We start from the raw sequence: 18,287 nt of genomic DNA on the forward strand, positions 1-18,287 counted from the left end.
CATGGCACTTAAACCGCCCACCCCCGAGCAGCTCGCTCAGGGCCAGCGCTTCGCTCGCTGGCTTCGGCTTCAGCGCGCCGACCGGAACTGGAGCCGTGTGTCTCTTGCGGAACGTGCGGGCATCTCGGCAAGCTATGTGAACCTGATCGAGAACGGCTGTATCAAGTCGGATGGGCAGTATCTCTTGCCGAGTGAGGAGATCCTGACCAAGCTCGCTGGCGCTCTGGAAATCGAGGTCGAGCCGGTTCTTGCGGTAGCGGGCTACGACAAGCCAGAGCTCCAGTACGTGCCCGACATTGACACGCTCCTGGGCCGTATGGAAGGCTTCAACGACTTCGATGGCCCATCCCGTGAGCTGATCCGTGAGGCCGCACTGGTGGCCGCCAAGAACATGGCCGAGACTCTCCGGAAGCTCGATAGCCGCGGCATCGTGGGGAGCCGGTTCAGCTATGAGGAGATTGAGGACGCCGAGGCTGAGCAGGCTCGCATCGCGGAGTCTGCCGAGATCTACGTGACCGATGAGATGGTGACTCCGCGTGAGCCGGAGCCCAAGCGCCGCAGGAGGGGCTATGGCTCGGGCCGCTGAGAGCTTTCGCGTCGGGGAGACGCTGGTGCTGTGGCGCTTCTCATGGGGGGAGTCCGACCGGATTGCCTGGGAGATCGTCTCGCGGATTCGTGAGGGTGTGCTCTCCTTGGGCAAGAAGTCCCGTACTCTAAAGCATATCGCCAAGGTTTTCAATGTTAAACTCTGCTGGGAGCGGTCTGGCGAGGAGCCTGGTGGGTACTTGCCTCCTCTGAACGATGGTGGTGAGGGAACAATCTTGATCTCGCCCAAGCTCGCCCCTCACCGAAAGTGGCGCGTGTTCGTGCACGAGCTGGCGCACCACCTGATGCATGAGTGGGTTGCAGGCGCTTGCTACAGTGCGGCGAAGGTTGCGCTCGCCGGTAACCCGGACTGCGCGCTGCTTCGTCATGCGATAGCCCGCCGTGTGGAGCCGCTCCTCGCCGAGCTGTAGGAACTGCTCCACGGCTCCCGGCAGTTTGCCTACCCTGTGGCTTCTGGCTCCTGCTTTGGCTGCACCTTGACCGCGATGATGAGCACGTCGCCAATCTGAATGCTTGAGATCTCCTCCATGGCCTGGCCCATAGGAATCATGACCGCTGGCACGCTTGGTGAGGAAGGAGGCACTGCTGGCTCTGTGCTGTCGCTCTCTATGACGGTGTAACCTGGTTTCTTGGCATCTGCCGCTTCACTTTCTACGACGGTATACCCACCTGGCACGGCAGCATCATCCACTACTTGTGGCTTGATCTCACTCTCGACCACCAGATAGTTCGCGGGTTTCGCCGCATCTTCCGTTGCTGGGGGAAAAGAGCCCGTGCCACGGCGCGACCGCTGGCTCGATCCAGCTGTCTTCTCCCGCGCTTCGCCACTCCCCGAATGCAGAGGAGGGCAGGGCAAGAGAGGCAAACGTATTTTTGCTCATGGCCCATTATACCGAGTGCTGTTTGTGCAAAGGAAGCCCTATGGGAATATCTGTCTGCACATAACCTGCCGCATTTTTGTCAACCATCGGTGAGAAAAGTCAACTAATGGTTGACTTTGGGAAGTGCCGATAGTGAGGTTTTGTGCTCTCAGAATATCTGCTGCACATTGGGGATCGCTACTCTGTGAACCACCGGCTCATACGCCCACCACCGACAAGCTTCACTTTGCCCTCACTGCGAAGCTCACTCAATAAGTGGTTGATCTGAAAACGGCTTAGCTCGGGGAGCACCTGGCCGAGCTCCTGCATCGGAGCGCCAGTCGTGCCGCTGTCCGTGATGTGCTTGAGCAGCAGCGCTTTCTTGGTCTCGTGATCCAGCCCCTTCTTGCGAGTGTAGGTGCCTGCCTGCCCCAGAAAGCCGTAGAGTCGCGCCGAGAGAATCCACTTCCCGTGTCCAGCGGCCTCGATGATCCCGTGCTCCTGAAGCGGCTTCAGGTGTGGCCGCAGCTCGGTCGCAACGCGCCGCCCGTGGTTGATGCTGTCCAGAACCAGCAGGTCGGAGAGGCTCGGCGAGAAGCTCGTCTCCCGGCGAACCCTCTCCAGAAACCGCAGGAACCGCTCGTCCTGAATCTCCCCGTTCAGGGTCAATGCAACCTGGAAGTCATCCGTCCCCGTGAAGTCCGGGCGCGGCTTGCTCTCACTCAGACACGTCAGCCAGATCAAGTCCATGCCCTGGCCCGCACGCTCCACCAGACCCGCTTTCGAGAGCGCCTCCGCGATCCGCCGGTTACGAGGGAGCTGGCGCTGGGTGATGTTCTCGACCGTGATACCTGCCGGGAAGCCCCCCGGACTCACCACCTCCAGCCGCCGCGCGAACTGCCGCACGAAGATCGAGCCACCGAGCCGGTAGTCCCGGTGCGCCACCGCATTGAGGATCGCCTCACGAACCGCCCGCTCGTTGAACGTGGGAAGCGGCAGGACAAAGAGCCCATCCTGAAACGACTGCTGATCGTTGCGCTTGTTCACCAGCTCCCAGAGCGTGTCATAGCTTGAGAACAGCCCCTCGCGCAGCTCCACCCGTTCCTGCGCCGGGCCGGGAGCCTCGGACGAGCGGTACTCGAAGACCACCTCCGCCTGGGCCAGATGCCGCCCCAGCGCCCGCCGCGACCCAAAGAGCACGAGAGCCGCGTAGGTGACTCGCCCCTGATCCACCAGCTCCGCATCTTCCAGCAGTCGCTCTGCCGAGAGAGCCGCCAGCGCCGCATTCCCCGAGCGCGCGATCCAGCGTCGCCGGAACTCCTCGATGGCCGCAGGCTCCAGGTCGGCCAGCGTCGCCCCCGTGCAGACCTCGGCGGAGTAGTCAGGCGTCGTCTCCGCGAAGATACGCTGAAGCTCATCGGGGCGCATCGGCACCAGGCTCTCCCCATCGCGCCGGAGATACTTCCCCTCGAACTGGAGCGGAACCCCGAGAGGCCGCGAAGGGATCACAAAGACCAGAACGCGCCCATCGGGATGCGCCAGCTCCTCAGCCCGAACCGTAATGTGCGCGATTCGCTCGTGGAGTCGGTGCAGATCCGGGATAACCGAAGTACCCACCACCCGGCGCGGGAGCTTGTCCGAGACCCCAAAGATCAGATAGCCACCGCCCTCATTGGCGATCGCAACGCAGTACTGCGCAAGCTTCTCCGAGTTGAACGACCCCTTCGCCTCTTTGAACTCCAGCCGCTCGTCTTCCTGGGGTGCCAAGAGCCACGAATCAAGGTCGGAAAGGGTAACTGCCATAGCCTCTATTATAGCTGGTGGAGCGCCGCTTTGACTTGCTCGTAAGGGATAGGAGCAGGGCGAGCGCATCTAAATTTCGGTTGAGCCATACTAATACATGGCAACTCTTGAAGACTTTCAAACTCTGGCTCAACTCCTGCGGGAGCACTTCGAGAAAATCGAAGACCCGCGCATAGATCGAACTAAACTTCACCCCCTGAGTGATCTGATCACCATCGCTCTTTGTTCTACTCTGGCAGGAGGCACCGACTGGGAAGATATGCCAGAGTGGGCATTAGCACAAGATCAAGAGTGGCTCAAAGACAAACTCGGACTCAAACTGCCAAATGGAATCGCTCACCACGACACCTTCCGAAGAACCATTAGTCGAATCTCTCCGGAGCAGATAGAACCCTGCCTCAGTGTCATTCTGGCTCGATTCCGTCAGAAACACGAGGTGGTGGGCATAGATGGAAAAGTCATGAAAGGTTCTAAAGTTGTCCAAGGTACAGGAGATACGGGAGGCACGGGAGGCACGGCAGTTATGCGACACAAAGCCATAACCTTACTCAATGCTTGGGCCAATGACTCCAAAATTATGATAGCGCAAGGCTCTATCCCAGAAGGCACTAACGAAATTGGGGCCATGCCTGCCTTTCTGGAGAGCTTAGAGATTGCTGGATGCACCATTACGACCGATGCGGCTCACTGTCAAACGGAGACGGTGGAAATCATCCGAAGAAAGCAGGCTCACTACCTGCTGACTCTCAAGGACAATCAGCCTAAACTCCACCAGGCAGTCGTAGCCGCTTTTACCCATGCAGACCATAACCCGGACGTGGTTCACTCGACACATGAGCAGTCTGGCAAAGAACATGGGCGAACTGAGTGGCGCAAGTGCCGTGTCATCGCGGTGGAAGATTGGCTTCTACCGGAGGATCCTCTGCGTCGTTGGAAGGATTTGAACTGTATCATCTGTGTGGAGCGTCGGCGTGAGTACAAAAAAGCGGGCGTGGTTAAGGTGAGTCATTCTCAGACCTACCACATCAGTAGTCATGCCCCCGATGCAGAAGCTCTCCAAGGTAAAGTTCGTGCGCGTTGGGGAGTGGAGAATCGTGGTCACTACGTTCTGGACGTGCTTTTTGGGGAAGATTCCTGTCGTATTCGTAAAGATCATGGGCCTGCGAATCTTGCTCTTCTGCGTCGCATTTGTCTAAATCTTGTTCGTCTTGCCCCTAATGTTAAGGGAAGTTTACGTTCTCGCATTAAGCGGGCAGGGTGGAATCCTAACTTTCTTTATGACCTCTTGTTGCTTCCGGTACCCGACCCCTTGGGGAGCCGAGTGTCTATTGCTAAGGGTTCAAGGGCGGCTGAAGAGGTAGAAATTTAGATGCGCTCGCCCTGTGTTTGAGGAAAGTGCGCCAGGCGTTTCTGCCCAAAAACAGCCACATCTAGCTGGGCTTTGCTGATATCCACTCCCACAAAAATGTCCTGCGGTGCTTGCATAATCCTTAAACTCCCTTGACTTCTCGACTCCCGTCCTTGTGGATACGAGCTTGATCGTAGACATAAAATGCCTTTTGACTTGCCCAGGCAACTGTTCGGGATGATCTGAGAAAGGCGGGAGCGATCTAGCTCTTCCACGGTATTGCGGTACCGGAGGGGTAACGATCTACTCCCGCCATTGGCTACTACCGTAGCACATTTTCAAGATACAAGGGGAGGCGAGGAACAAGCCGGGGAGATGGCCGCAACGCGGGGGGAGATGGCCCTCTAGCAAAGCTCTATGACTAAGCGCTGGAGCACGGCTTGGGGGCTATCGCCGCCGGGATAGACGCCTTTGAGCGTTAGGTCGGCGTGCAGGAGCTTCTCCAGGCGCTCTTCCAGCTCGGCAAGCGTGAAGTTGCGGGCTTGACCGACGTACTTATCCGCCATCCAAGAAGTCCGCGGGTTGCCGATAATCGAGGCCGCACCATCGGTAGGAAGCAGGGCCGCGACTTGTGCACTGACGGGCTGGGCGTTTCGACCGGCCATCTTCTTCTCGCCAAGATACCGAAACTGCATCACGAGGCGAATCTGTCGTGCGAGCAGAACCAGGGTTCGCGGAGCGACACTCTCGGGGCGGTTGCTGCCACGAAAGAGCATATTCACATGGGCAAGCGCCTCTTTGGACTTGCGCATCCCAACCGCATCACAGAGCTTGAAGATCACGTCGTCGGGCCCCCGTGAGAGAGTCGCCTCCACATCGGCGGCGGAGATACGCGGGCTGTCTCCTGCATGGAGGGCCGCCTTCTCTAGCTCGCTGCCAATATGGCGCACATCATCGGCGGGGAGCTGGGAGAGGAGCGAGAGGGCATCTTGATCCAGAGTCTTGCCCAAACGGCGGGCCTCCTGAAGCAAGTGTCCACGGAGATCTTCGACCTTGGGCAGGGCAAAGTCTCGAACCTCTCCCAGCTTTTTGACGGCGTTGACAAGCTCTGTACTCACCGTCGTGCCCCGCTTGGTCTTGCCATCCTCCACAATCGGGGAGCCGGTATGGAGAACCAAAAGCCCGTTTTCGGGGATGCGATCTAGCCCGGTAGCCAGGCGTTTCTGATCCTCGGCATCAAGCTGCTGGGTGTCGCGGAGCACCACGACTTTCTTGCCACTCCCAAAGGGCACCGTCCCGACGGCTCCCAGTACCTGATCCGCCTTGGCATGAGAGCCATCAAGGGTCTCCGCGTCGAAGTCGGCGAAGTCGGGGTCGGCCTGCTTGAGGAGCAGCAATGTCTCCGCGTGCTTCCGATCTGACTCCAGCCCGGTCAGTAAAATCACCCGTGGTGGGCCTTCAGGGCGCTCCTGGGTTTTTGGCTTGGCGGCAACTCGGGCCATCTAGTGTTTTCTCTCTTTCAAGTTCGTACGGATCTCACGCAGAGCCTCTTGAGCAAGCCTGACATCTCCTTCACGGAGCACCTGCTGGGCAAAGAGGGCGCGCTCACTGAGCTCAGCCAGGCGCACATAGGTTCGTCCCACACTGCTGCCAAGTCGCTTCTGGACGAGCAGCGTGTGCTCTCCTACCGTCATCGTGCTCTCTCGCATTGCGCCGTGGCGCTTGAGCTGGTGCAGTGCGCTACGGTAGGTTGCCAGAACGCGTCGCGCAAAGATCTCTTCAGGCGAGATCTGGCTCTGTCCCGGACGTGGGGTGCGTCGTCGGTACAGCTCATTGCCTCCCACCGCGAGCAAGCCGAGCACGGCAAGACCAGCCAGCGCGATGGGGCCGGGGGAGAGGCTCGCTGTCTTCGTTTTGGCTTTCGGAGGACTCGCCACCGGGATAGAAGTCGCTTCCGCCGTGAGGGCAGTGGCATCGAAGGGAATCCAGCCGTAGCCCGTAAAAAATACCTCGCACCAGGCATGGCGATTACGCTCCCGAAGGTGGTAGGAAGACGAATGATCGGGGTCTACTTCACCCGCATTGAAGCCTGTCGCGATCCGCGCGGGGATACCTGCCGCGCGGCAGAGCATGGTCACGGAGGTGGCGTAGAGATCACAGTAGCCAACTTTGGACTCAGTAAGAAACCACTCCGCGGGGTTACGTCCCAGAGGACAGATGGGGGCATCTAGTGAGTAGATACACCGGTTCGCCACAAACTGTCGGATTGCCTCGGCTTGGTCAAAGGGGCCTTTGGTCGTTCCAATCGCCTCGCGAGCCAGTTCATCTAGGAGAGTCGGATTTGGGTCTTGGAGATACCGATCCTGAATCTCTTTGGGATAGCTTCGTGAGGAGTTGTTTAGCTCCTGCGAGCTGGCGATAGAGACATCACAGGTGAGGGAGTACGCCGTGAGCGGGGGAGCCATGTCAAGTTGATTACGTACCATTCCCAGAGTGCCATCTACCCGGTGGATAACGGTGGGCAAGTCCGTACGAAGCTCGCGTGGCTCGGCGATATGGCAGATGCCGCGCACAGGCACGATCGGCTCTACCATGACTTGAACCAGCTCGGTCTTCGTCCGTGCGCCTTCGACACCGGGCTGAAAAGAGAAGACACTCTGGTTGCCCGCCTTGCTCTGGGGGACAAGTGCCTCACCCTCCAGATCTGAGCTGTAAGGAACCCATAGGTTCCCTTGCAGAGTCGCGAAGGTGCGGATGCGCCAGTAGTAGGGCCGGGCGACTTTGACCCGGTAGAGCAGAGTATCGTCGTCGGTGACCGGCCCTAGCCCGACGGCAAACTCCCGAGCGCTCTCAAAGTTACGCAGGAGCTTGTTGTTCTGAAGGCGCTTCTGATCCGGCGAGACTTTCAAGCGCTCCAGCACCCGTGCCAGAGACATATTGCGCCCGATCATCTGAAGTGGAATAGCAACCAGGCATCCCAGTGAGAAAGTCAGGAGCCAAAGCAAGATGGCAGTTCGTGCTTGCAGTGCGAGGAGCGAGCCCGAGACCACCAGCCGCCGTCCGATGGCACCGGCTTGCGTGAGAGTGTGGTGGTGCACCAGCAGAAAGAGTGCACAGAGCAAGTAGACGCCAAAGCAGACGATCGTAATGACATTCAGGTTGACCGTGGCGGCAAGCCCCGACATTGCCATAGACCAGACACAGGAGAAGAGAGTCGCCGTGTCGGTGAGCCAGAAAAACGTCGAGATAGCGGCGGTGAAGGTCAGGGCCATGATCAGGCTGGTGTCGATGCTGGTCAGGGCAAAGTCTAGAGGAAGCATATTTCGAAAGCGCAGCACAAAGAACTGAACTACGAAAAATGTCGCCATCATTCCAACTGCGCCAGGCAGCAGTAGGGCACTTCCCCTTGGCTTGCGCTGAATCGCGCGTGCGGTGAAGAGCCCCACGATGCTAAGGAAGACCAAGAAAATCGTGTAGCCTATACTGATGATGGGGGAGGCGAGTGCATAAAGAGCAAGGCTCTGCCCCAGAAGAGCGGTAAGCTGGAGCGGAAGGGAGCCCGCTGGAGTCTTTGTGGCATTTTCAGAACTAGCGATTTTCACGGAGGATTGGCTCAAGGTGTTTGCCTCCTTCTTCCCAAGGGGAGTGTTTCTTCTCGACGAACTTTAGGAGAGCGGGAGGGACACCAGGCAGGCGTGTCCCCAGTCCTCCAAAGCTCAAGGGGTCGAGGTAGTAGACTTCGAGACTATCACCTAGGCTCAGGCGGCGTGTGAGCCACTGATCCAGAGCAGGGTCACCGGCAGCCATTAGCACCACGAGGCGCGTGCCCGGACGAAGTTGCTGCGCACTAAGCATCGTCACTAGCGATGTTTCTGCCGTGGCCTGTGCGCGTGCAAGCTGGTCAAAGAGGCGGTAGCGTGCGGCCTCAGGATCGCTGGAGCGGGCATCAATGGCGGCCTTGCCGTTTTGTGTAAAGAGCAACACACCACCGCCACGGGTCATGGTCCGATCCGCGAGCGTGGCGGCGATCTTCACGGCGTACTCTAGTGTTGACTCGCGCCCACTCCCAACATGCGTTCCTTTTTTAAGATCCAGCGCGATCACCAGATCCTGCTCAAAGGCCTTCTCAAACTCTACGACCGCGAGCCGCCCCGTGCGCGCCGTTGTGCGCCAGTGGACACGCCGTAAAGAGTCGCCGGGATGGTACTCGCGGACGCCGTGGAACTCTAGGCCATCGCCGCGTTGTGCCTTGCCTTCACGCTCCCGCACCCCGAATCGACCCTCACCGCCGGACTGTGCCACTCGAACCGAGAGAGGCGAGGGATGCACAATTATTTCCGTGACAGGCGCAAGGTCGGCGGAGAACGAGAAGAGCCCAAGCGGATCGGTGGTCTCGACACGGGTCGGGCCTAGTGTGTGTACCCCGCGCAGAAGCGGCTCTACCGTGTATGTGAGCGTGCCCGAGTAGCCGTCCCAGGACTCCGGCTTGCGCACGAGTGGCTCGTCGGTGCGCGTGAGTGTGGCCGGAAGCACCTCGTCCACCTCCAGAGTTGTGGCAGGAAATCGTCCCTTGGCCGAGAGCTCCAAAGTAATTCGCAGAGGCTTGCCCTCGACAGCGCTCCCTACATGCCGACGCTGGCCCGCGTAGCTGGTGGGAGCCAGTGCGACGATTCCGTAGGCAATCGGCTGGATCAGCGCGGCCATCACGGCCATGAAGTAGAGATACTGAATGTCTAAGAGGAGGGCTACCGTAAAGAGGAAGATGAAGGCGACGGTGATCACAAAGGCTTTAATGCTACTGGTGCTGGTCTTTCGTCCCACAGTTCTCATTGTACCTGTATCGTTCCACCAATGCCCGAGAGTTGGCAAATACCGTAGCAAATTCTCAGTTTTTGTCGTTCTCCGCAGTTGGGTTGAGCAAGAGACGAAGATGAAGAAGCCAGGCAGGTTCATCGTAGTTATTGGGACTTGGAGGTGTTTTGACTTTCAGAATCGCCGCAAGGATCGCTCGTGCCTCGGCCCCACGTTTACTAATTTCCATAGCCAGAAAGGGCTGATTCCGGTGCACGATGCTTTCGTCTGCCAGGAGCCATGAGATCAGCTCATCCGTGGGGATGTGTGTCAGAAAGTCTTCGAGGAGGAGCCGTACTTGTGGGTACGTTCCTGGGCTACGAAAGGCGTTCCAGTGTGCGGAAAATGCCTGGAAAATCGCAAAATCGTGCCAGTGCCTGAGGGCTTGCAGGAGCTGGAGTCGGAGATGTTCGATCTCTTCCTGGGCAAGGGCCTTGAGAAAGACAGCGCGTGTCGTCTGGTCTTCTTCATCGGAGAGGGCTTTAATCAGCGCAGCTCGCACCGTGGGTGCTTTCTCGCAAAGTAGTGCCGTCCGCCAGAGAGCAGGCTCCGAGCCATCGCCGAACCTTGTGAGCTGCTGAACCAGCAACAGGCGAACCTCCGGCGCGGTCTCCGTTATCCAGAGATTTCGGAGGTGGGGGACTATCGCCTGACCTACTTCCAGTATGGCGTTGTAGATTGCTAGCATGCGCTTTTGGGGATCGGTCTGGTAGGCTAGGGTGGCATAGAGTGTCCCAAGTGAGTCACTTTCCCCAAGGGGTAAGTGGGTTTCTACCACGCTTAGCCGCACAATATGGTCTTCGTCACGGGCGTAGATCTCGCGGAGCTGGAAACGTGCCTCTAGGTTTTGAATGGCATCCAGGGCCTTCACGGCGGCAATGCGCACAAACCCCGAGTCATCGTGTCCCAGTTGCTCCAGCGCTTTATGTGCCTCTGGTCCTCCAAGCTCTCCAAAGGCTTTAGCCATCGCCGCACGAACCCAGCCCTCTGTCTCCTGGGGAAGCCAGGCAAAAAGCGCCACGGCATCGGTGCTACTTCGCACCAGCTCGCGCCGCTGTTGCCAGCGAGACTCTTGGGAGAGCTGTTCTAAAATGTCCATCGATTTTCCAAAAAATGGTAGCTCTGGACGGTAAACGTCCCGCTTTGGGGCCTTTGGCCTCCTACTCGTCCCTCGTCGGTAAATTTCCGCCAAGGCGACGCCCGTCACGAGATTTACGACTGATACAAAAGTATACCCATCCTCCATAACCAGAAGCGTTATCCCGACGTTTCTTAAGCATGAGACAACGACGGGCGTTTTCAAACTTTGAGACTCTGATGGTTCTAGCTGTTTTCACTACTGGCCGAAAGAAAGTGGTCGCTGCCCGTGCCGGGATCACTGGGTACTTCGGCTCCGACTCCTCTGAGTACGAGCGTGCTGGGGGTACCCGAGACTCGGAGCACAAGTAGCGTGGATATGGTGCTGGGTATGGTGCTTGTGCTGGTGGCCAGTGGTGCGGCTTTCTTTATCGGAGCACGTCTGACCAATAAATCCTTCGCGCCACTTCTGGCACTCTTTTCTCTAATGACAGCTATCGTGCACACGCTCTTCTTCAGTGACCGTCTGTTTTTGGCCCAGTGGTTCCCCTGGAGTGGGCTGGTTTTTGTCGTGCAGGCTCTTCCGTTACCGCTGATCTTACTCTTTCTCCTACTCCTCTGGTCGCGCCTCTCTGGAACCCGAAAGGAGCGTCTCCGTCTTGCGCTACCCTTGCTCTGCTTGACCCTCTGGCTGACCCTTGGCGGCTTTATGGGAGGCCCACCCGAAACGAGTACGCTCCCTCATGGGACGGACGGAGTCGTTCATCAGACATCTGAGAGCTCCTGCTCCGCTGCAAGTGCGGCGACCTTGCTCACTGCCGCGCAGCTTCCTGCCACTGAGACGGAGATGGCTACGCTTTGTCTAACACGAAGTGCAGGAACCCCGATGCTGGGGGTGTACCGGGGGCTACGCCACAAAACGGAGGGGGCCAAGTGGCAGGTGCGCGTTCTTTCCCGTGCGAACATTACTCAGCTTCAGGCAGCGACGCTCGCTAGCCCCGTCTTGATCTCCGTCGGGCTGGATCGCTGGCAGCGCGGCTACGACCCCCGTTACATCACCGAGTGGGGCTGGACTCCAGGAAAGCGCCACGCGGTCGTTGTCTTTGGCTTTCTCCCGGATGGCAAGCTCGACATGGGTGACCCATCAGTAGGGCGTGAAAAATGGAGTGTGGAGTCACTGAAAGTTCTCTGGAACGGAGAGGGAGTTCAGCTTGTCCAGGAGTCGAAGTAGGGTTTGGCAAGGGCGCTGATCTCGTCGGTGGGCGAGCCAGGCAAGGAGCACTGCGGTATCTTCGGTTTGGCGCACTAGCCCCGCCACTCTTGCCAGCGTAGCGTGTTTTTCAGTTACTCGTCGAGTTTCACCGTAACCGCTCCTCGTGTTTTTTCGTTTAGGATATCAGGAGGTGGCAAGTGCGACGATCCGGAGCTATTGGGATTCCCACCGGGGATTTGTTTGTCTATTGTCTTCTTATCGCCCTCAGCATGGCGCTCTGCAAGCCGATTCTTTTTCACAAGGCGCTGTACAGCTTGCCACCACTCCGGGGTGCGATGACCTATGGCTGGCTCACCCTGCCTGCCCTCCTTGCCTATCTCCTAGAGCGGCGGAACTGGCTCCCGCAGTGGCTCCGCGACTGCGCCGGAACCTTCCTGCTTCTCTTCGGGCTCCCCGCAACCGTTGCGTTCTTGATTGCCCTGCGAAAGCTCTGTTCACTGGTGACACTCCCTCTGTAGGCAGGGGAACCAAACACCGAAAATCTCACAATGAAACGTCTTCTCTACCGCGCCGCGCTTATCTTGTGTTTCGTCACACCCGTCGCGCTGATCGCCCTGCAAGCTCGGCAAGAGCGCATCGAGCGCCAGTATCGTACGACGAGTGCCAACATACACTGCGGAGGCTGGATTCTTACAAAGAATCGGCTTGTACTCAAGGGCGCTCCGATCTTGAGAAGTGTAAAGCTCCCACCTGGGAGTACATCACATACATGGTGAATTATGACTTCTCCCCACGTTGCTTGGCAGGAGGGCGTTACTTCATCGGAAAATGGGATGAGTCCCCCTCCTGCTCTGTGCATGGGTTGCTTGTGGGGTGGAAGCCGTCACCATGACACGTAGACGCGCACCTCTTGCCTTTGCAGCTCTGACGGTTGGTGTTACTCTGGTTCTTGGCTGGCAGGAGCGTCGTTTGCAGACTCGTCAGCGCCAAGAGTGCCTTGCGGTTTTGCGCTGGGTAGATGCGGCCAAAGAACAGCTCTGCATGGATAGCCGTCTGCGCTCGGGCTACCAACCCCAGTGGCGCGAGCTACGTACGTATTTTCAAGATCCTGGCAAGGTCGTCTGCCCCGAGGGTGGCACGATTATTCTCGGGGAGTTCCATAGCCCTGCCTATTGTTCTGTGCATGGGGTCCTCGGGTCGTGAACGAGCCGTCTTGAGGATGCGCCGTCCTGCGGACGTTGGAGACTGGGTAGGTTCGAAGAACTGCGCAATGTGAAGGCGGGCCGTTCACGACCCGGTTCTTGTGCAGGTACAATACCCTCATGAAGAAGAATGCACCGGTGAACCGCCTGAACGGTTCCCTTCCCAAAGTTGGGATTCGTCCCACGATTGATGGCCGCTACGGCGGTGTTCGTGAGAGCCTGGAAGACCAGACGATGGGCATGGCGCAGCGCACGGCGGCGCTGATTGTGGAAAATATCAAGCACGCCTGTGGCTTGCCCGTTGAAGTGGTCATCGCCGACACGTGCATTGGGGGCGCGGCGGAAGCGGCGGCGTGTGCGGAGAAGTTTGCGCGGGAGGGCGTGGGTGTCGTGCTGACCGTGACTCCCTGCTGGTGCTACGGTGCGGAGACCATGAGCCTGGACGCGACGATCCCAACGGCGGTCTGGGGCTTCAATGGCACCGAGCGCCCCGGCGCGGTCTATCTGGCCGCCGTGCTGGCAGGGCACACGCAGAAGGGAATCCCCGCGTTTGGCATCTACGGCCACGAGGTTCAAGAGAGCGACGATACGAGCATTCCCGCCGATGTCTCCGAGAAACTCCTGCGCTTTGTGAAGGCGGGCCTCGCGGTGGCCTCGATGAAGAACACCAGCTATCTTGCGATGGGCGGCGTCTCGATGGGAATCGCGGGCTCGATCGTGGACTGCGACTTCTTCGAGAGTTTCTTAGGGATGCGCCCCGAGTTCGTGGACATGACCGAGTTCGTGCGGCGGATAGACAAGGGGATTTTTGACCACGACGAGTTCGAGCGTGCGCTGGCCTGGGTGAAGAAGAACTGCCCCGAGGGCGAGGACGTCAACCCGCCGCACAAGCAGCGCACCCGCGAGCAGAAAGACGCCGACTGGGCAACGGGTGTCAAGCTGGCACTGATTACGCGGGACCTGATGGTAGGCAACCCGAAGCTGGCCGCGATGGGCTATATTGAGGAGTCGCGGGGGCACAATGCCAGTGTGGGCGGTTTCCAGGGCCAGCGCCAGTGGACCGACCACTTCCCCAACGGCGATTTCCACGAGGCGATCCTCAATACCAGCTTCGACTGGAACGGGATTCGCCAGCCCTACCTTGTCGCCACCGAGAACGATGCTATGAATGGGGCGTCCATGCTCTGGGGCCATTTGCTTACTCAAGGCGAGGCACAGCTCTTCGCCGATGTACGCACCTACTGGTCGCCCGATGCCGTCCAGCGCGTCTCCGGACACATGCTTACGGGCAAGGCGGCAGGCGGCCTGCTGCACCTTATCAACTCCGGCCCGGCGGCTTTAGACTGGACGGGGCATGGCCTCAAGCCCTGGTACGAGATCGAGGACAACGAGGCCAAGCAGGCGCTCGCCGCGACCAAGTGGTGCGCCTCGGTGGTCGAGTACTTCCCCGGCGGGGGCTGGAGCACGGACTTCACGACCCTGGGCGATATTCCCTGCACGATGTTCCGCCTGAACCTGGTGCGTGGCCTCGGCCCGGTCTTGCAGATCGCGGAGGGCTGGACTGTCTCCCTCCCCGACAGCGTCCACGATGTTCTCGATGCCCGCACGAACCAAACCTGGCCGACCACCTGGTTTGCCCCGAACCTCACGGGAGCCGGGCCATTTGTGGATGTCTACTCCGTGATGAACGCCTGGGGGGCCAACCACGGCGCGATCTCGCGGGGGCATATCGGCGCCGATCTCATCACGCTGGCTTCGATGTTACGTATCCCCGTGGACATGCACAACGTCCCCGATGCCAGCATCTTCCGCCCCTCGGCCTGGACCCGCTTCGGTGTCCTAGAGCCCCAATCTGCCGACTACCGCGCCTGCGCCACCTACGGCCCGGTCTATCGGTAGGAATTCGGTGAAACGCCTCACGTCCACACCACCTGAACCCACCCCGGCTCCGTTCGTTCCTCACTCAGCCGACCCTCCCTTGAATCAAGGGAGGGTGGCTTGGAGCGAAGTATGAGCGGAGAGCCGGGTGGGTTCGCGAGTGGCCGGGTGGGTTCTGGCAACCTCACCGTCCCGCAAGAGCGGAAGCTTAAGTGGAAGAAAGACTCGGCGCTGGCATCGTCGGTCACTGCGACGTGGGCGAGACGACCGCTGGCGACGTGGACAAAAGAGCGAAAAGGGGATGTGCCGCGGGCGCTACTGGCGCGGTTGGTGACAGGGCGGCAGGTGGCCGAGGCCAATCAATTTCTTCTGGAGCACAAGCCTTGGGGCGTTTCCGGGACATCGTCGCCCGTGAACCTGCTGGGGGACTACGACTTCGATCTCTCGGTGCTGACGACGATTTTGTGGCTCTTTGGTGGCGACGAGACCCGGCTCTATGCCAAGACCCAGGAGCACCTGCTACGAGTCTTGCTGATCGAGGACGGCAACGCCTACCGCGATACGGCCCCCAACACCGGCGGGCGCTACCCTGAGACCGAGAACCACTTGCTCATGACCGAGGGCTCGCGCTACCTCAAGAACCGCTGGCTGGCAACGCACGGCGACTCCGACCCGCGCTACGACAATCTCGCCAATGGGATGGAGGGCAAGATTCTCGCGCTACTCGTCCACCTGCGCACCGAGGGGCTCTGGGAGTTCAACTCACAGCCGTATATCGGCTACACGCTGCTGGGCCTGCTCAATCTAGAGGCGTTTGGCTCCGAGCCGGTGCGAACGGCGTCGCGGGGCGTGCTGGACTTTCTGAACTTCTGCTACTCGCTGGGGAGCTACAAATTGCGCCACTTCCCGCCGTTTCGCCGCCGCGATGAGTACGCCAAGGCGACGCAGCTGAGCCTAGGCTATCAGACCACCTACATGAACGTCTGGCTGAGCTTTGCACCCAAGCCCATCGTCAAGCCAACCGGGCCGCTAAGCGAGACGCACGCCATTATCGCCGCGTGCCTGCCGTACCGCCCGGCGGATGGTGCGGTAAAGCTGCTCTCCGACAAAGGCAAGGGCTACTTTGTGCGGCTGGGGCATGGGAAGGAGACGTGCCCCGAGATTTACTCCGCCGGGCCAAACTACTTGCTGAGTGCAGGGGGGAGTCGCCCCTCACCTGCCTCCTACGTCGTGCCGCGCCCCATCACACTCTTGCTGGAGGACAGTGCCACGGAGCTTTCTCAGACGTTTCACCTCGCCGGGCCGGGGAGCGACTACAAGCTCTGGAACAACACCGGTGTCCATGAGAGCTTCGCCGTCGCCGCCGGGGCAGTTTCGGTGCCGGTAAGCTATAAGCCCGTCGCCGCGCTTGGTAACTGGCGGCTCTTTGACGGGGGCAAGGGGCTCCACATTGTGGTCTACTCCACACCCACTCTCGGGATTCTGGTGCTCGGGAGCAAACTCACGCTCGACCAAGTCCTTCGCGCCAACGCCGACGAAGCCGCGCTCGCTCACGCCTTTACTTTCCCCGAGGGCCGCGTCCTCACCTACGATTTAGCGTGTCCCAAGAACCAGTGGGTACTGGTCACCGAGAACGGCAAGCCCCTCGATCGTGATTTTGACACCTGGCCTTTGCTGGAGGGCAGGCTTATGCGATAAAGTTTGTAGAAGGTAGGCTAAATCCAGTGTGTCGCTACGCTCAACATCTCTATAAACAACATCTCGCTTGCTTTGCCTGCCGCAAGGTCTGGCGTCAGGAGCGAGTTGATGAGGCTATTGCGCCTCTCTGTCCGGACTGCCACCAGCCCCTCACGGACATGGGCAAGGACTTCAAAGCCCCGCGACGCGACGCGACAAAGCAGTGGGCAAAAGCCGAAGCACTTGTCAAGAACGGCATTCGCTTTAGCTCCTGTGGCTGCGGCGGCCCCGGCCCGATGCCTCAGCGCCTCAATGAAGTCGAAGCCTTTGTCGAAGCACGGGCACTGTCCGTGGCCGAGCAAGCCGCCGAGAGCGAGCGTCGCGAGCGTCAGAGGGCTAAAGAAGAGCGCCTCGCAGAGGTCTGGGATCGCCGTGAGCAGCAACGCGTGCGGCAGTACCAGAAGAAACTGTCTCGTCCCGCCGATTAGAACGGCAGGACGGGAGAGCCTACGGCTGTAAAGGGCGTTCCTCCCATGGAATTCGGTATGGCCGGAACGGCCTTTGTAGCGCGAAGCGCTCTCCTGCTCCCTCGTTCTAATCGAGGGAGCAGGGCGGTCGTGATGTCACGAAGAGAGTGCATAGAGCCTAGCGACGCGTTCGGTTGCATTGGCTAGCCATGCTGCCGTGTTATGTAGCGACTCGTCGAGTGTGCAGGGGCCGGGGGCGAGGGGGAAAGCGGCGGTAATACCGATGTCCGCGAGCTGCTGACCGGTAACATCACTGCCAAGGCTCCCGACAAGTGCGATCACGGGGACGCCCCGTGCTTTGGCGCGTTGGGCAACCCCGGCGACGGCTTTTCCACCCAGCGTCTGGCTGTCGAGCCTACCTTCACCGGTGAGGACAAGATCAGCATCCATGAGGTGGGTATCGAATTCGATGGCATCCAGAACGAGATCAATGCCAGGCATGAGGTGCGCACCAGGAAAGAGCCAGCGGAGGCCATACGCTGCCCCGCCCGCCGCCCCATCGCCAGGTTGCTCGGGGAGTTTGAGCCTGTCACGGAGTTTGCTGAGGCGCGCATCGAGAATTGCCACATCCTCGGGCGTCGCGCCTTTTTGTGGGCCGAAGACTGCGCTTGCCCCACGCGGGCCGGTGAGTGGGTTGTCTACGTCACAGGCAATGCGCACGACGTAGCCGAGCTGCTGGTTGTAGTCAAACGTCTCTAAAATCCCTGTGCCGCCGTCGTTAGTCGCGGAGCCGCCGAGGGTGATGATGAGCTTTTGAGTTCGGCGTGTGGCGTGGCGGAGTAGCTCCCCAACACCATACGTGGTGGTGCGCTTGGGATCGCGTTTTTCGGGAGGAACGAGTGTCAGTCCCGCCGCCTGAGCCAGTTCCACGATCGCCGTTCCATCGGGAAGCAGCCCCCAAGCCGCCTTCACAGGCTCCCCAAGTGGCCCAGTGACCGTCTCCGTAAAACGCTCACCGCCGGTGGCGCGGAGCAGGACATCCAGCGTTCCCTCACCGCCATCGGCGAGAGGGAGACTGAGAGGTTTTTCCAGTGGGAAGACGCGCTGCCAGCCTTGTGCCATTGCCGCCGCAACGTCGGGGGCGGCGAGTGCGCCTTTGAAGGAGTCCGGGCAGAGCAGCACTTTCATGGCATCAGCGTGCTGAGCAGCGCTTCGTGGCGGATGCGGGCTGCGGCGTAGGTTGCAGCATGGGCGGGGTTGGGCGTGACGCGGTGGAGGATCTCGGGCAGGGGGGCATCCTCAATC

The 18,287-nt window shown here is 59.7% G+C and carries 17 protein-coding genes; 10 read left to right on the forward strand and 7 right to left on the reverse strand.

All coding sequences use genetic code 11. The annotated features are described in order from the left end of the window. Together RMO15_RS03930 and RMO15_RS03935 are read left to right on the forward strand one after the other, a co-directional pair. A partial coding sequence (locus RMO15_RS03930; protein ID WP_309708071.1) for a helix-turn-helix transcriptional regulator occupies positions 1 to 586 on the forward strand: 586 nt, incomplete at its 5' end. Then, positions 570 to 1,016, forward strand: a complete 447-nt coding sequence (locus RMO15_RS03935) for an ImmA/IrrE family metallo-endopeptidase (protein ID WP_309708074.1) — start codon at positions 570 to 572, stop codon at positions 1,014 to 1,016. The genes RMO15_RS03930 and RMO15_RS03935, both read left to right, overlap by 17 nt. Positions 1,017 to 1,045: 29 nt before the next feature. Here the strand turns inward: RMO15_RS03935 and RMO15_RS03940 are convergent, their stop codons facing one another. Beyond that, complete coding sequence (locus tag RMO15_RS03940; RefSeq protein ID WP_309708077.1) at positions 1,046 to 1,462, reverse strand: hypothetical protein; 417 nt, start codon at positions 1,460 to 1,462, stop codon at positions 1,046 to 1,048. Between the two features lie 202 nt (positions 1,463 to 1,664). Next, the gene (locus RMO15_RS03945) at positions 1,665 to 3,269 is read right to left on the reverse strand and encodes an ATP-binding protein (protein ID WP_309708080.1); all 1,605 of its coding nucleotides are present in this window, start codon (positions 3,267 to 3,269) and stop codon (positions 1,665 to 1,667) included. 97 nt (positions 3,270 to 3,366) lie between these two features. Here RMO15_RS03945 and RMO15_RS03950 point away from each other — a divergent pair, with 97 nt between their 5' ends. Next, positions 3,367 to 4,638 carry an ISAs1 family transposase gene (locus RMO15_RS03950; protein WP_309708083.1) on the forward strand — a complete coding sequence of 424 codons (1,272 nt, stop codon included), beginning with the start codon at positions 3,367 to 3,369 and terminating at the stop codon, positions 4,636 to 4,638. 383 nt (positions 4,639 to 5,021) lie between these two features. Here RMO15_RS03950 and holA read toward each other — a convergent pair whose 3' ends face one another. From holA to RMO15_RS03970, 4 genes are all read right to left on the reverse strand, one after another. Beyond that, positions 5,022 to 6,119: a DNA polymerase III subunit delta gene (gene holA / locus RMO15_RS03955; RefSeq protein ID WP_309708086.1), complete on the reverse strand. Its 1,098-nt coding sequence runs from the start codon at positions 6,117 to 6,119 to the stop codon at positions 5,022 to 5,024. Then, positions 6,120 to 8,219 carry a transglutaminase domain-containing protein gene (locus RMO15_RS03960; RefSeq protein ID WP_309708089.1) on the reverse strand — a complete coding sequence of 700 codons (2,100 nt, stop codon included), beginning with the start codon at positions 8,217 to 8,219 and terminating at the stop codon, positions 6,120 to 6,122. It lies immediately after the preceding gene. Continuing rightward, positions 8,206 to 9,438, reverse strand: coding sequence for a DUF58 domain-containing protein (locus RMO15_RS03965; RefSeq protein WP_309708092.1), 1,233 nt, complete (start codon positions 9,436 to 9,438; stop codon positions 8,206 to 8,208). Before RMO15_RS03965 ends, RMO15_RS03960 begins: the two co-directional genes overlap by 14 nt. Positions 9,439 to 9,502: 64 nt before the next feature. Beyond that, on the reverse strand, positions 9,503 to 10,567 hold the full coding sequence (locus RMO15_RS03970; protein ID WP_309708094.1) for a HEAT repeat domain-containing protein: 1,065 nt from the start codon (positions 10,565 to 10,567) through the stop codon (positions 9,503 to 9,505). A 351-nt stretch (positions 10,568 to 10,918) separates the two neighbouring features. On the opposite strand from RMO15_RS03970, the gene RMO15_RS03975 reads away from it, so the two are divergent. The 7 genes from RMO15_RS03975 to RMO15_RS04005 all read left to right on the forward strand — a co-directional run bounded on the left by RMO15_RS03975 (position 10,919) and on the right by RMO15_RS04005 (position 17,003). Further along, entirely contained in the window at positions 10,919 to 11,776 is an 858-nt protein-coding gene (locus RMO15_RS03975) for a hypothetical protein (protein ID WP_309708097.1), read from the forward strand. Between the two features lie 179 nt (positions 11,777 to 11,955). After that, positions 11,956 to 12,276, forward strand: coding sequence for a hypothetical protein (locus RMO15_RS03980; protein ID WP_309708100.1), 321 nt, complete (start codon positions 11,956 to 11,958; stop codon positions 12,274 to 12,276). Positions 12,277 to 12,306: 30 nt separating this feature from the next. After that, a complete protein-coding gene (locus RMO15_RS03985) occupies positions 12,307 to 12,534 on the forward strand; it encodes a hypothetical protein (protein WP_309708103.1) in 228 nt (75 codons plus the stop codon). A gap of 112 nt (positions 12,535 to 12,646) precedes the next feature. Further along, the gene (locus RMO15_RS03990) at positions 12,647 to 12,961 is read left to right on the forward strand and encodes a hypothetical protein (protein ID WP_309708107.1); all 315 of its coding nucleotides are present in this window, start codon (positions 12,647 to 12,649) and stop codon (positions 12,959 to 12,961) included. A 119-nt stretch (positions 12,962 to 13,080) separates the two neighbouring features. Further along, positions 13,081 to 14,859 carry an L-fucose isomerase gene (locus tag RMO15_RS03995; protein WP_309708110.1) on the forward strand — a complete coding sequence of 593 codons (1,779 nt, stop codon included), beginning with the start codon at positions 13,081 to 13,083 and terminating at the stop codon, positions 14,857 to 14,859. Between the two features lie 111 nt (positions 14,860 to 14,970). Continuing rightward, a complete protein-coding gene (locus RMO15_RS04000) occupies positions 14,971 to 16,536 on the forward strand; it encodes a hypothetical protein (RefSeq protein WP_309708113.1) in 1,566 nt (521 codons plus the stop codon). 26 nt (positions 16,537 to 16,562) lie between these two features. Further along, positions 16,563 to 17,003, forward strand: a complete 441-nt coding sequence (locus tag RMO15_RS04005) for a hypothetical protein (protein ID WP_309708116.1) — start codon at positions 16,563 to 16,565, stop codon at positions 17,001 to 17,003. A 135-nt stretch (positions 17,004 to 17,138) separates the two neighbouring features. Here the strand turns inward: RMO15_RS04005 and RMO15_RS04010 are convergent, their stop codons facing one another. Next, on the reverse strand, positions 17,139 to 18,170 hold the full coding sequence (locus RMO15_RS04010; RefSeq protein ID WP_309708119.1) for a glycerate kinase: 1,032 nt from the start codon (positions 18,168 to 18,170) through the stop codon (positions 17,139 to 17,141). Between the last annotated feature and the right edge of the window lie 117 nt (positions 18,171 to 18,287).

It is taken from the genome of Armatimonas sp. (genome assembly GCF_031410135.1).
GTDB lineage: Bacteria > Armatimonadota > Armatimonadia > Armatimonadales > Armatimonadaceae > Armatimonas.